Source organism: Glaciecola sp. 1036 (assembly GCF_050306235.1).
Lineage (GTDB): Bacteria > Pseudomonadota > Gammaproteobacteria > Enterobacterales > Alteromonadaceae > Glaciecola.
The window spans coordinates 86,080-100,711 of sequence record NZ_JBLWFH010000008.1; the positions used below are offsets into that span (position 1 = coordinate 86,080).

The following is a 14,632-nucleotide window of genomic DNA, read 5'->3' on the forward strand; positions in this document are numbered from 1 at the left end:
GCAATCCACCAATAGCCCAACCCAGAATCGTCTTAGTAAAATATGCTTGTTTTCTAAAGTGAGAACGCTTTACTTATTTTTTGACCATGGTAATTGTCAACTACTACCTTTAACTCCGTGATTGACTCAGCTTGTGCTGGCGTTAAAATCAGGCGATAAGGGGAGGTTGGGTCCATAGTTAACAGCTGATCTTTGTTAGCATCGTAGACGTTGACAGACACCATTTCTAGGGCGTTGCTCGAGATAAAACTTAATTCAAATGGCACTATGACGCGGCCATTATCTTGATAACTATCTAACATAACTATATCGGCAATTTCGGAGACTGACAGTTGGTCCTGAGCTTTTACCAGTGTGTAACTTAAGGGCGCTAGCTGTGCGTTTAATTTGCCATTTTTTAACGTTACTTGAGCACCGTCAATATGGTCATAGGCGCTTGCGTCAACATCAATGCTCACTGTTTGCGATTGAGTCCCCAGATTAAAGATTGCTAGTACTTCCTTTTTCTCTTTTGCATCAACACGAGCAAAGGCATAGATCCCTTTATCGTTATCAATCAATCGATTGTAATGCTCACCAGTACCCAAGGCTTGGGTGTTAGCTCGAATTTGAGCTAGGTGGGCAAGGTGTTGATAAATGGGATGCTGGGTATCAAAGTTGTCATCAGCAGTCGTTTTGTTAGTGCCGAGTAAGGTATTGTCGTTATAGACATCTACCACCGATGGGTCCATATCTTCACGGGCATCTACGTCACCACCATCGCCAGTAAAACCTTGTTCATCACCATAATAAACAACAGGAATACCGCGAGAAAAATACATTAAAGAATGGGCGAGTAAACTGCGTTTAAGTTGCAAGTCTGGAGATAAATCCGCAAAACCTTTTTGAATAAAATGTCCTACACGACCGGCATCATGATTGCCTAAAAATGTCATGAGATCTAAGGGCGATGAATCAGCATCTCGGTAATAGTCGTCGTTATCAAACAAATGGGGAATTCGGTTGATATCCATGCCACTGAAAAGCGCATCTTTTACGTTAAAATGAAAGCCAAAATCCAATACAGAAGGTAATTTTCCTGTAGTGGTGAAATCAGATAACTTGGCTGGATTACCGTCATACACTTCACCGAAAATATGAAATTGAGGAATACCAACTGATTGCGCATGTTCAACAATTGCAGGTCCAAATACTTGCCAAAATTCGATGTCAACGTGCTTAACAGTGTCGATTCTAAAGCCGTCAGGTTTGAACTTATCTATTAGGTCTTCAAACACTTGAATCATATTCTGTTGTACTTCAGGTAAACTGGTATTGATGTCATCTAAGCCTGCAAAATCACCAGTAATAACACTTTCACCGCGCCAAATAGAATCCCCTTGATTATTGTAAATCGCAGGATCATTTAACCATTCAGGGACTTTTACGTTCTTTTCATCCTCGGGAACGAATGGAGTATAAGTATCACCACTGGCTAATTGGGCTTTGTCTTTAAAGGCACAGCCTTTTTTCTCTTTGTTGAGGTAATTACCTTGTTCATCGTGACATTCTTTGTACTTAATTACATCGGCAGTGTGATTGGTGATAATGTCAAAAAACACCTTGATATTGCGTTTATGAGCGGCGTCGATCAAATCATGAAGTGCGTCGTCACTGCCAAAGTGCGGGTCGATTTCTGTAAAATCTACAACCCAATAACCGTGGTGGGCAAAACCGTCCGGTTGTATCGCCTTATTCCGAAGAATGGGCGTCATCCAAATAGCGGTAATGCCCATTTCTTGCAAATAATCTAACTTGGCCTCTAATCCTTGAATATCTCCGCCATGAAATGCCCATTTAGAGGTTTTATCTAAGCCGCCATAAGAAATGGGTTTATCAGGATCGCCCATATCGTTATCTGGGTTTGCGTTATGAAAGCGATCTGGCATTACAAAATAAAAAATATCCTGTTGAACATTTCGCTCTAAATAATGCGGAACTTGTTCGGCAACAGATGTTGCCGAAACTACAGGTTTATCGGGTACGGGAGTATTTTGTTTGAGTGATTGCTGAGGCTCAGAACAGGCTGAAAGTGCAACTAATCCTGCAACGCCAATGGCAGCTGCAAGTCTATTTAATTGTGTGTGCATAGTTTTCCTTACTTCATACTCTCGTTTGTCGTTTTAGATTAAGGGAGTTCTTGGCCGCGTCTGGTTTCGTATAATTTGAACCATTCTTCGCGTTCCAGAGTGATTTTGGTAGATTGCGCTATTTCGATAATGCGCTCAGGTTTTAACGTACCTACAACAGGTTGAATATTCGCGGGATGGCGCATTAACCAAGCCAATACTATGGCGTTAGGTGTGACCTGATATTTTTCTGCTAATTCAGCCACTAATTTGCTAGTAGCCGCAATGTTCGCATCGTCATGATGAATATCATTAAATTGACCTTGCGCCATAGAGCCCCAAGATTGCAACTGAATGTTCTGCTGCGCACAAAACTCCAAGGTACCTCGTGGAAAACCCTGAGAACAGTTTTCTTGCATATTTACTGTAATGCCATCTTCGATAAAATCAGCTTTTAATAAGCTCATTTCTAACTGATTGGCAATGATAGGCATAGTGACATTGCTTTGAATGTATGCGAGTTGGCCAGCATGCATATTGGAAACCGCTAAATAGCCAAATTTGTCATCGTCGTATGCTTTATTAAGAGTGTCTGCGAGTTCTTTTACATCCATAAGTGGATCTGGGCGATGCAAAAATAGCACATCAAGTTTCGCCATTCCCAAACGAGATAAAATATCGTCCAATGCTTTGGATACCCATTGTGCAGAAAAGTCATATTGTTTAACTGGATGTACTGGCGTTAGTTTGAGACCTAATTTACTTTGTATAACCAACTCATCTAGCAAATCGGGAGACTTTTTTAATACTCTACCGACAACTTCTTCCGCTTTTCCAAATGTATAAATATCCGCTAAATCTAAAATATTGATTCCATTCTCTAAACAGGTTTCGAGTAACTGCTGAGTGAGTTTCTCATCATCCTTAGTTATAGGGTTGCTTTTCCAACCACCACCAAGGTTCATACCTCCATAAATCAATTGAGAGGCATTTGATATGTATTGAGAAATAGGCAATTTGCGTTGAGTTGACGACATCTGAACTCCAAAGTTAATTAATTGTAAATATATCAAAGATGGCAATGGTAGACTCTTTGAATACGTATGCGAACAATTTTTTTGGGTTTTATTCTCAAGTAACAGGTTTTATCCACAATTCAGTTTTGGCTTTAACTATAACCATATGTTGATTCGAACCAGTAAAAATAATCACTGAAAAAAAAGTGATATAGCCGTATGCTGTTTTTATTTAACTTTACAAAGGTAAAGAATAAATTATTCATATTAATAAGCTTTTAATTGATATAATATATTCCTTTTGAGTTAAAATAACCCCAGGATAACGACATGCGAATAAAGGTTTTCTTCTTTGTCATCACAGTGCTAAGCATTCTAACGGGTTGTGTGACGCCTTATAAACCAGATGAGACCTTAGAAAAAATGGTGGCACAAAAAATCATGATCGATGTGCGCTATTTCTGTAGTCAGCCTACCAATGCTTGTCGAGAATCAGTCACCGAGTTACCGCCAGAACTTGCAGATTTAATCGCTGAAACAGGCATTGGTGGCGTTATCTTGTTTGCAAATAATCTCGAAAATAATGCCCAGATCATCCAATTAAATCAGCAACTGCAAAGAGCGGCATTAGCAGGTGGTACTAGTGAGCTTTTTATCGCCGTCGATCAAGAAGGCGGTAGAGTTGATCGCTTACCTGAGGGAACTAAGTTTGCCGGTAGCATGGCCATTGGTGCCACCGAACGTGAATATGGTGACTATTTTGCGATAGAGACAGGTAAAATCATTGGCAAAGAATTATCGATTTTAGGGTTTAACGTTAATTTTGCACCAACGGTAGATGTAAATGTGAACCCCGACAATCCAGTGATCAATGTACGCTCATTTGGTGAAAATCCAGAAGTAGTAGCTAAACTAGGTTCTGCCCAGTTGAATGCTATGCAGGCACAAGGCGTGATAGCCGCGTTGAAACACTTTCCCGGTCATGGTGATACCAACGTTGACAGTCACACAGGGTTACCAAGAGTTGAGCATAGCCGCGAACAAGTGGATGCCATAGACTTATTGCCTTTTAGATACGCTATCGAAAATGGTAATCCGGGTATGATAATGACCGCCCATATCCAATACCCAAATTTAGACAATGCAACTTTTACTGCCAAAGACGGTGAACAAACAATAGTGCCCGCCACCATGTCTAAGGTCATACTTACCGATGTGTTACGCGGTGAGTTGAATTATCAAGGTGTTGTAGTGACTGACGCGCTAAATATGGCCGGCATTGCTGATTATTACAAACCAGTAGATGCAGTTATCAGAACCTTTGCGGCGGGAAGCGATATTGCCTTAATGCCGATGGCAATTCGTTCGCCTGAAGATATAGCAACCTTCAAAAACTTGATTAAAAAAGTAGCGCATGCAGTGCAATTAGGAAAGCTCGACTACGCACAGCTATTTGCTTCTGTGGAGCGAATCAAGCAACTTAAACAAGATTATCCGTTGACACCTGCGTCAGACCCAACTCATACGCATTTCGCAGAGTCTGTAGTGGGTTCAAAACAACATCAAGAACTGGCGCAACAATTAGCTGATGCTTCTGTTGTGTCAATTAAAGGCGCTTTACCTTTAGACATAACAAAGCAAAAAGTACGCCTTGTTATGCCAGATGCGCGAAAGTGTCTAGCCTTGTTATCAGCCTTGTATCAAAGCTTTCCGGAAGCGGATTTACATTGTGACAGTTTAGCGGGAAGTACAATTACTTCGCTTCCTATGCAAATACAAACGAGCGAAAATGAAGACATTGTTATTGCTGGATTGATTAGCCCTCGCCAAAGCATGGCTGAATTAGGTGGAATGGATGATCTTAGAAGCTGGAGAGATAGGCCAGATTCCGATTTAGCGAAAGCTAGATTGCTAACATTATTAAAAGACGCCAAACAAGCCGGCAAAACGACTGTCTTGTTATCACTTCGAACGCCCTATGACATTGGTGAATTTGAACAATATGCTGATGTTATTTTGTCTAGTTTTTCTTACGGTGTGCAGGAAATTAAATATGTGGATAAACAGGGCAATTTAATCACTCAGGTTCAGGGGCCTATATTCAAATCCATCGCAAAAGTTTTGGCTGGTCAATTAATCGCCACTGGCAATTTGCCTGTTTCTGCGAAATAAGTATTAAACACAAAAAGCAGGGTAGATATACTCCGACATCTACTCTGCTTTTTGGCTATTCAAAACTCAGAACATTCAGTGCTTTGGTGTCTGCTTTCCCATTTAGCGTTGCTAGATAAAGTTGGATAATATCCTCATTGCCAATAACATGTTTGACGAAGAACTGGTCTTTTATTTTAGTCGCAAAAGCTTGCCAAGCGTTGGAATATTTCTCTAAAAATGCTTGATGCCCCCATTCACTTTGTCGCAGTTTTACTCTGGCGGGGGCGAAAAATATTTCCGCATCATGTAATTTGGGGTTAGGTTTTTCAGACGCATTCCAATCGGTTGCGCCTATCAGTGTTACCTTGACTAAATTATTGCCAAGTAGTTGAGACAATTCAGAAATAAGACTGCCTTTGGCGGCAAAATCTAACAGCCAATATTTTTGCTGTTTGTCTAAAAGCGTTAATTCTTCATAGCTGATGACTTGGTCATAACAGTCGGTAGCTGTTACTAAATCGACATTGGAAGCAGACGTTAAACCTATCACTTTGTAATCTACGCCCCGAGCTGCTTTTTGGTCTTTTAGCAATTGAGCTGTACCTAAAGCCGTTTTACTTGATGCGCTGGATAAAATTAGCGATTCACCTTTGGACAATTCAGCCACATAGTCATCTAGCACAAAAGAGGTCATATAAAGTGGGCGAAAACTCAATTGCCAAGCTTCACGATCCGCCACATAACCGGGATCGGCAGAACATCTAATGTATTGATCATACACAGGACTGATACTTTTGCGTTTAGGGTGAATGTCAGAAAAGCCATGAGCTGCTTCTTTACCTACTTGAATTACCCAATGGCTGGCCATTGGCAAATAACCGAACACTTTCTCACCCACTTTTACCTTTGGATGTTTGGAGGCTTTTACTTTTGCAAAACCCCACACTGGGGTTATTCCAAAGCCTGGTTCTTCATTGGTATCAGTAGGAAAAAATCCCCAATAGCCCATTTTAAAGCCAAATGCAGCATAAGTAATATTGTTCGCGGAAAAACCAAAACTCTCCACTTCTAATAATACTTCGTCTGGTTGTAATTGCTCCATATCGAGTTCTATATTGACCACTTTGGTTTTGCTAAGATCTTTTTGATCAACCCAGATTTGTTGGCTGGAAATAGTTGTCATTTCGTTTGCTCACGTTTGAATCATTTACGCCAGATTGACGCAATAGCAAAGTTTTTGCGACTTTAAATTGTAAATACATTGTTATAGAAAACATGTATTAGGCGGATAAGGATGCAAAATTTTTCATAGTATTCGCTTTTAATGACCCTTTTCAAAAAAACAAATAATCTAAATGCATTTATTAGCTGTAACTACATCAGTAACAATAATAAGAGAACGAATGTGCGAGAATTTATTAAGAAACTTTTTACTTTAATTCTTTTAGGTTGTGGGTTAACCGCTTGTACTTCAGTGGAAGTGCCTGATGGAATTAGCCCTGTATCAGACTTCGATCAACAACGTTATTTGGGCACCTGGTATGAAATTGCACGCTTGGATCATTCCTTTGAGAAAGGGTTAAGTAAGGTTACTGCGCAATACAAAGTGCGCGAAGATGGTGGTATTTCGGTGATTAATCGAGGATTTGATGCTGATTCCGGTGAGTGGGATGAAGCAGAAGGAAAAGCCTATTTTGTTCAGGATCCTACCACCGCACATTTAAAAGTATCCTTTTTCGGGCCTTTCTACGCCAGCTATGTGGTTTTTGCTTTGGATAAGCAAGATTATCAGTGGGCACTGGTTTCAGGTCCAAATAGAGAATATTTTTGGATTTTATCAAGAACACCGACTATCAATCAGCAGCAATTGAATAAACTGATTGAGCTGGCAGAACTCAAAGGATTCTCGGTAGATAAGTTGATTTTTGTCAATCATTAATAAAAAAATATCAAATTGAAATAAATTTCTTTGCTTTCAGGTCTATATTTACACGCAAAATAGTGTAGTGTAAAAAACACTCACCGGACTAACAAGACAGTGCAAGCAAGGGCAATGAATGACCGAGAGTTATAAACAAATTGTGCAACAAGCTATCGATTTACTCGATGGCATTGCAGTGAAGGATTACCAAAGCGCTATCCAACCCCATTTTCCAAGTTCAATAGGTGCACATATGCGGCATATTATTGATCATTTTTTGGCATTGAAGGCAGGTTTTGTTAGTCGACATGTAGACTACAACAAACGCCATCGCAAAAACCAAACAGAGCAGTTTCCACTAGCGGCAATAGAGTCGTTGGAGTCGGTTTTGCACTGGTTAGATAGCCTAACGGAACAAGACAGACAACAAGTTATTTCAGTGACTTGTGAAATTGACATATCCCATACTAAATCTGGTCACTGCCAATCGACCTTGGAGCGAGAGCTGATTTTCGTGACCAGTCACGCGATTCATCACTTTGCGTTAATTCGAATCATGTGTGAAATGTTACACAAAAAACTACCTGAGTTTTTTGGGTACGCACCAGCCACCATCACCCATATAAATCGCTCTGCTTAATATTAAGTAAAGCCACTAATAGGTGAATGCCATCATTGGCATTCACTCATTTAATCTCGATATCAAATTTCAAACAGTTCAATCAAATTTGTCGTTTAAAAGCATCCTAGCCATATAACTTTGGCTTGCCTAACTTATTGGTAGTCAACGTATGCTTGGTAGTTCTCTCCAAGATATAATTTCAACAGTTTTGTTGGCGCTTGCGCGAGATTAACACTCAGCAAAAGGCCAGGGGTGTGATTAAAGCTTTTATCAATTCCTAGTTCATGAAATTCTGCGCCCATTTTTTGGTATTGCTTGACTAAAATAGGTACGTCTTTTCCGTCTAGTTCAATGCTTTTTAAAAAACAGGATAAGAGTTTGGATTTTTCCTGAGTACTGGTTTGCGTCATATTCATTTTTCTTAAATAAGCTGAAATTTCGCTATGTAACTCAAATGAAAAAGGGGTTCTTGCTTTCACGCCTTGCTCTTTGTCTTGGTTTATGAGTACAGATTCAATTAGCTTAACGCTTTTGGGATTGTATAACTTACTGATAGATACGGTGCCATAAAGGGTACGATATTGAGGGAATTTGCTGGCGAAAGCGCCTATGCCTCTCCATAACAAAAGTAACCCCTGAAAAGAACCCTGATATTCTGGAATCAAAAACGAACGTCCCATTTCTAGACAAGGCTGTTGGCGGTTGATGAATTGAGATGAGAAATCAAACATTTTGTGCAAATACAGACCTTCAAGCCCTTGTTGGGCTAGTAAGCGGTCGGTCTGCCCCATTCTATAAGCGCCAATGATTTGCTTTTGGGCAGAATCAAATATAAATAAATGGGTATAAGTAGCATCAAACTCATCTGTATCTATTGGCTCCCCACTTCCTTCATTGTGTTGCCTAAAAACCAGCTCTCTTAATCGGGCGATTTCCGTGACCACATTCGGCATTTGTGCTTGATAGCCATAATACACTTGATATGTCTTAAAAGAGACTAACGCCTGTTCTTGAGGTAAGGCTTGAATTTCATTGACCAGAATATCCTTGTCTATTGGTGATAATAATGGCTTGTATGCTACTGCTTTATCTTCAGGCCAGTCGTAATGCCAGCTTGGATCATGGGCATAACTTAATGCACGACACAATGACGAATTATTCGCAATATTGGTATCCGGGAACAGATTTGCGGGCACTGGATTGCCAGTAGCTATTTGCATTTTGAAGCCTCGTTTGTTGAGTAATTCGCGACCCAGTAAAAACATGCGTAATTTAAAATACACCCTTTCAATTTTATAAAACAAAGAGGAATTTTTACCATCTACAAACACAGGCACAAATTGGCAATTGTCTCTACACGCAAGTTTGGCAACTACCTTATTCCAATCGTTTTCAACGAGTTGGTTATTTTCGCGGTTTAAATGAGAAACTCGACCAGCAGGAAACAATAGTAGTGCGTTTCCTTTATCAACATGAGATATGCATTGGCGTAAAGACGGCGCGTTTTGTGGATCATTTACACTTAATGGGTTGGTGAAAATAAAGTAGTCACTTAATTCTTTAAATATGCCTAATCCTCGATTGGCTAGCACTTTTAAATCAGGTCTTACTTCACAAATTGCTCTTGCAAGCACTACGCCCTCAATACCTCCAAACGGATGATTGCTAGCGATAACTACCGGACCAGAAGCAGGAATGCGTTGTTGAAGCTGGGCAATCCCGCATAGTTCTAGCTCCAATACTTCAATTAATTTATCTGAAAACGCCTCTTTGCTTAATCCTTGCATTTGGTGTTGTTGGTACAAAAGATCCATTTGCCTAACACCCATGACTCTATCCATTAGCCACAAGCCAAACTTAGTTAAGGGAGTAGGGTGAGTCACCAAATTAGCAATACTAATGCGATCTGCGGTTAATCTTTGTGGCATTGTCCTTCAAATTCCTAGCCAATATTTCTCCCATTAGACCTCAATAAGGTTAAAAAACTTTCTTTTTTTACCTGTTAGTCTTATTTGTCTTCGGGATTTGCAATCTGGGTCGTCGATAATTCGATATCCGGTGCTTCGATAGTAGCATTCAACTGATTTAAAAGTTGATGCTCAACAAAGGCTTTTACCCCAGCAAAAAACTTATCAGATTCTCTATCCAAGGTTTCGGTGACTGCCTTTTTATTATTCTTATAGAGTTCTAATCTCGCCTGATATTCTTCAAGCAACTTAGCGGTATTTTGTTTGTCATTTTGCTCAGCAATTGTGTTTAAAAGGGCAATCGCTTGCTGTTGATATTCTACCGCTTGTTGAAATTCTTGATTGGCAGCATAGGTCGCCGCCAAGGTATCAACATAGATATGGTTTTCATGAAACTGCTCATTTTCTACTACGCTTTGGGCTAGAGAAATTGCAGTTTCGGGGGAGGTCATAGGATTTTCTTCCAATGTCGCCAAAAACCAAGCAACATTATTGGTCGTAATGGGGTAATCATAATCCGCATGCTTTAATAACACCTGTTTGGCTTTTTGAAAATTCTTTTCAACACCAAAGCCGTTGGCGTAAATAGTGGCCATTTGATAGGCGTCGAAAACAGTCGGATCTTGTTGGTGGGCGCGCTCCAATAACCAAATGGGGTCCGAGGTTCTTACTAATGAGTTTTGTCCCAACTTATACAATATGCCTAAATACGCAGAAGCAGGAGCAAAATTAATATTGGCCAATTTTTTAATGCCTTTTTCACCCACTACCTTGTCTTCGTCGGTATCACCGAAAACAAATAGCATAATATAGCTGACTAACTCAGCGTTGCGATTATGCCGGGATAGCAAGGATACCCATTTGAACGCGGCTTTGACATCTTGGTACTCGCCAGGCTGCACAAACGCCCAAGCGACTTTCATTTGAGCTTTGCGCCAACCCTCGTTCGCCATTTCTAAACAGGTATTGAAATCATCGGTAAGCTCCGCTGTGCTAACTTGATTACAGGCCAATAACCGGTCGTCAAAAGGCACTGAATTGGTAGCTACAGGCGGGGGATCATTGGACGTTATCTTATAAACCACTAGTAATAAAACGACCAATACTGTTATCCATACAATACGAGAAATCCAGTTAGATTTTGTTTGAGTTGCCGATGTCACCTGATAAAACTTCCTTTGGAAAAATGGGTAAAGCTTAGATTGATAATATTAAAGCTGTTTTGGATACTTATTTTGCATAATAGCACCATATTTCAAACTCACTAAATATACAAAGGGTAAAATTCACTGAAACAGATGAGAATCAGTCCAACTTAATGCATAATTAGCCCATTATTCAATAAATGACGCTGCTACATGACCCAAACGCTTACCATAAAAACGCCGGATGATTGGCATTTACATTTTCGTGATAATCAAATGTTGTTGGAAACCGTTCCTGCTACAGCACGCTGCTTTAAACGCGCTATTGCCATGCCGAATTTGGTTCCTCCTGTTACTACTACGCAAATGGCGTTGGAATATAAACAACGAATACTATCAGCGGTTCCTCAAAACAATGATTTTGAGCCTTTAGTCACTCTTTATTTGACCAACGACACAACGCCTGAAGAAATAACTAAAGCAAAAGCAGCAGGTATAGTCGCAAGTAAATTATATCCAGCGGGGGCAACCACTAATTCAGATGCTGCTGTGAGGGGAATTAAAAGCTTGTATCCTGTATTTGAAAAGATGCAAGAAGTCGGCATGTTGTTATTGGTCCATGGCGAAGTGACAGAATCTGAAATCGATATTTTTGATCGAGAGAAAGCATTTATTGATGCATATTTGCAAGATATAATTTCACATTTTCCTGATTTGAAAGTGGTATTTGAACACATCACAACAAAGGATGCAGCGGATTTTGTACTATCAACCAAACAAAATCTAGCGGCTACTATTACACCACAGCACCTTTTGCTCAACCGCAACGACTTGTTGGTTGGAGGCATAAGACCACACAATTATTGCTTGCCTGTGCTAAAGCGTAATATTCATCAACAAGCCCTTCGTCAGGTTGTAGCGTCTGGATCGGATAAGTTCTTTCTTGGCACCGATAGTGCTCCTCACGAAAAACATAAAAAAGAATCTGCTTGCGGCTGTGCGGGCTGCTATTCTGCTTGGAGTGCCATTGAATTATACGCCCAAGTTTTTGATGACCTAGACGCTTTAGATAAGTTAGAAGGTTTTGCCAGTTTACACGGCCCCAAATTTTACGGTTTGCCAGAAAATACTGGCAGTATCACTTTGGTTAAGCAAGAGTGGCAGGTTCCGTCTAATGTTACTTTGACAACAGGGGATGACATAGTACCGTTTTTTGGCGGCGAAAAATTAAAATGGAAGTTACAGTCTGTATGAGCTTTCAGACTTTTGGATTATCCGACGCCCTACTGAGCGCTCTGCAAGATGCAGGCTATAGTCAACCTACTCCAACGCAGGCAAAAGTACTGCCCATAGCGCTGGAAGGTCAAGATTTGGTGGTGGAGGCAAAAACCGGCAGTGGTAAAACTCTTGCTTTTGCTCTTGCACTTTTGCATAAATGGCAAACTTCTGATCCTTGTGCACCTTCAACTCTGGTTCTTTGCCCTACACGTGAGTTAGCCGAGCAAGTGGCGGAGCAAATTCGAATAGTCGCCAAGCATATTGCCAATTTTAAGGTACTGACCTTGTTTGGCGGTGTCGCCATAGGTCCACAACTGCATTCTATGAATCATTTACCTGATGTTATTGTGGGAACGCCAGGCCGAGTGATTGATGTTATTACTAAAAAGAGCACCTCTCTAAAACACATTGGGTGTTTTGTATTGGATGAAGCTGATCGTATGCTAGACATGGGCTTCGCCGAGCAAATGCAATGGATTATCAAGCGATTAAAGCAAGATAAAGCGGTATTTCAAACATTGTTATTTTCCGCCACATTTGGCGCTAATATAGCCTCTATCGCTAAACAAGTTTCGCCAGGTGCAGAACATATAAGTCTATTACAAGAACAGGTGGCGCCATCCATCACGCAAATTGGCTGGCAACTCCAAGACGGCAAAAAAGACTATGCTGTGGCAGCTTTATTAACTGAATATCAACCAAATTCCGCTATGGTATTTTGCAATACGAAAGCTGATGTCAAAGCAATTGCCGGATATTTACAGGACCAAGGGTTTGACGTCGCTGAACTACATGGCGATATGATTCAAGAAGCTCGCAGTTCAGCATTACGCCGTTTTGCTAGTCAGTGCGCAAACGTTCTCGTTGCCAGTGATGTAGCAGCAAGAGGGTTAGACATTCCAGATGTAGAATTGGTGATAAATGCGGATGTCAGTTTAGATATTGATACCCACACTCATAGGATAGGGCGCACTGGCAGAGCAGATAAAAGCGGTCAGGCGATGACACTTTTTACTGCTGAGCAAAAAAATCATTTGCTAAAAATCGCCGAAGAAACCAATGCCAAAATACCAACCAAACATACCCAAGCGTTAAGATTTCATGCTAATCGAATAATTCCCGCTACCTACCGAGGCATTGAATTAGGTGCAGGTAAAAAGCAAAAGATCAGTAAAGGGGATATTCTAGGGGCGCTTTCTAAACAAGCAGAAATTGATGGGCAGGACATTGGGAAGATATTTGTCACCGCGCAATCCTCATTTGTTGCAATCAAATTACGTAGCGTAAAAAGAGCGATGAAGTTTTTCAAAGAAGAAAAAGTTAAAGGTAAAAAGCTACGGGCTCGTTTAGCTACTCGTGTCAGCTGATAAATAAAAGGGCACAAAATCCAAAAGGATAAATAACATGGATTACAGAGTTTTTTTTCACATCACACTACTCTCAATTGGTTTTTTGTTGAGTGGTTGTGAGCAGCAGGTCGGCCAAACAACTAGCCAACAACAAGATATTACGCATGGCAATCCCTTAAACTTTGGCGAAAATCTGCGCACTGCAGATCCCTCCGGACATGTGTGGGAAGACGGTAAAATGTACGTTTACACTTCTCATGATTTGGAATGCCAAGAAGATTTTTGGATGAAGGATTGGTATGTTTTTTCTTCTTCCGATCTCAAGAATTGGCAAAATCATGGTCCAATATTATCCGTCGAGGATCTAAGTTGGGCTGACAATTTCGCATGGGCGCCTGATGCTGCTTATAAAAATGGTAAATATTATTTTGTTTTTCCTGCTGGTACAGGATTTAAAGATAGGCAGAATCCTGAAAATAGTACCAAGTGGATGGGAATAGGAATTGCTGAAAGCGACTCTCCAACGGGGCCATTTAAAGACATGATTGGTGGGCCTCTTTGGACTTCCCCTTATGCTAACGATCCAAGCATCTTTATAGATGACGACGGTCAGGCATATTTGTATGTGCACGCTTCTGATAAAGACTATCATGTTGCGAAAATGGCCGACGATATGCGCAGTATAGAGGGCGATTTAGTCAAAATGGACATGGGCGGTTATGAACCTAAAATGGAAGGCCCTTGGGTTTTCAAGCGCGGTGATTACTACTATTACACCATGCCTGAAAACAACCGAATCCTGACTTACTACATGTCGACTTCCCCTATGGGACCTTGGGAATACAAGGGAGAAATAATGGGGCAGGAACACGAGTCTAATAATCACCATTCAATAGTAGAATACAAAGGACAATGGATTTTATTCTATCATCGCTGGTTAGATATTGATTCAGCATGCGGACGCCAGCGCCATACGGCTGCAGAATATTTGTATTTTAATGAAGATGGTACAATACAGCCTGTTACACGTACCGATATAGGTGTCAGTGATTTTGCTCAAAGAGTCAAATAG

At 40.6% G+C, this 14,632-nt stretch carries 11 protein-coding genes; 6 read left to right on the forward strand and 5 right to left on the reverse strand.

What is annotated here, in order from left to right:
* Positions 1 to 53: 53 nt before the first annotated feature.
* Together ACNKW3_RS12850 and ACNKW3_RS12855 are read right to left on the reverse strand one after the other, a co-directional pair.
* On the reverse strand, positions 54 to 2,129 hold the full coding sequence (locus ACNKW3_RS12850) for an alpha-amylase family glycosyl hydrolase (RefSeq protein ID WP_427399706.1): 2,076 nt from the start codon (positions 2,127 to 2,129) through the stop codon (positions 54 to 56).
* Between the two features lie 38 nt (positions 2,130 to 2,167).
* Positions 2,168 to 3,145, reverse strand: a complete 978-nt coding sequence (locus ACNKW3_RS12855) for an aldo/keto reductase (RefSeq protein WP_427399707.1) — start codon at positions 3,143 to 3,145, stop codon at positions 2,168 to 2,170.
* A 309-nt stretch (positions 3,146 to 3,454) separates the two neighbouring features.
* Here ACNKW3_RS12855 and ACNKW3_RS12860 point away from each other — a divergent pair, with 309 nt between their 5' ends.
* Positions 3,455 to 5,296: a glycoside hydrolase family 3 protein gene (locus ACNKW3_RS12860; RefSeq protein ID WP_427399708.1), complete on the forward strand. Its 1,842-nt coding sequence runs from the start codon at positions 3,455 to 3,457 to the stop codon at positions 5,294 to 5,296.
* 55 nt (positions 5,297 to 5,351) lie between these two features.
* Here ACNKW3_RS12860 and ACNKW3_RS12865 read toward each other — a convergent pair whose 3' ends face one another.
* Positions 5,352 to 6,461: a DUF2855 family protein gene (locus tag ACNKW3_RS12865; RefSeq protein WP_427399709.1), complete on the reverse strand. Its 1,110-nt coding sequence runs from the start codon at positions 6,459 to 6,461 to the stop codon at positions 5,352 to 5,354.
* Between the two features lie 222 nt (positions 6,462 to 6,683).
* Between ACNKW3_RS12865 and ACNKW3_RS12870 the strand changes: the two genes are divergently transcribed.
* Positions 6,684 to 7,217, forward strand: a complete 534-nt coding sequence (locus ACNKW3_RS12870; RefSeq protein WP_427399710.1) for a lipocalin family protein — start codon at positions 6,684 to 6,686, stop codon at positions 7,215 to 7,217.
* Positions 7,218 to 7,335: 118 nt separating this feature from the next.
* On the forward strand, positions 7,336 to 7,839 hold the full coding sequence (locus ACNKW3_RS12875) for a DinB family protein (protein WP_427399711.1): 504 nt from the start codon (positions 7,336 to 7,338) through the stop codon (positions 7,837 to 7,839).
* Between the two features lie 134 nt (positions 7,840 to 7,973).
* On the opposite strand, the gene ACNKW3_RS12880 is transcribed toward ACNKW3_RS12875, so the two are convergent.
* Together ACNKW3_RS12880 and ACNKW3_RS12885 are read right to left on the reverse strand one after the other, a co-directional pair.
* Positions 7,974 to 9,749 (reverse strand): lysophospholipid acyltransferase family protein, encoded by a 1,776-nt coding sequence (locus ACNKW3_RS12880; protein WP_427399712.1) that lies wholly within the window; start codon positions 9,747 to 9,749, stop codon positions 7,974 to 7,976.
* An 80-nt stretch (positions 9,750 to 9,829) separates the two neighbouring features.
* Positions 9,830 to 10,951, reverse strand: coding sequence for a hypothetical protein (locus tag ACNKW3_RS12885; RefSeq protein WP_427399713.1), 1,122 nt, complete (start codon positions 10,949 to 10,951; stop codon positions 9,830 to 9,832).
* 195 nt (positions 10,952 to 11,146) lie between these two features.
* On the opposite strand from ACNKW3_RS12885, the gene pyrC reads away from it, so the two are divergent.
* From pyrC to ACNKW3_RS12900, 3 genes are read left to right on the forward strand one after another with little or no spacing between them, the layout of a single operon-like run.
* The gene (gene pyrC, locus ACNKW3_RS12890) at positions 11,147 to 12,187 is read left to right on the forward strand and encodes a dihydroorotase (RefSeq protein WP_427399714.1); all 1,041 of its coding nucleotides are present in this window, start codon (positions 11,147 to 11,149) and stop codon (positions 12,185 to 12,187) included.
* Positions 12,184 to 13,578 carry a DEAD/DEAH box helicase gene (locus ACNKW3_RS12895; RefSeq protein WP_427399715.1) on the forward strand — a complete coding sequence of 465 codons (1,395 nt, stop codon included), beginning with the start codon at positions 12,184 to 12,186 and terminating at the stop codon, positions 13,576 to 13,578. Before pyrC ends, ACNKW3_RS12895 begins: the two co-directional genes overlap by 4 nt.
* Before the next feature lie 37 nt (positions 13,579 to 13,615).
* Positions 13,616 to 14,632, forward strand: coding sequence for a family 43 glycosylhydrolase (locus tag ACNKW3_RS12900; RefSeq protein ID WP_427399716.1), 1,017 nt, complete (start codon positions 13,616 to 13,618; stop codon positions 14,630 to 14,632).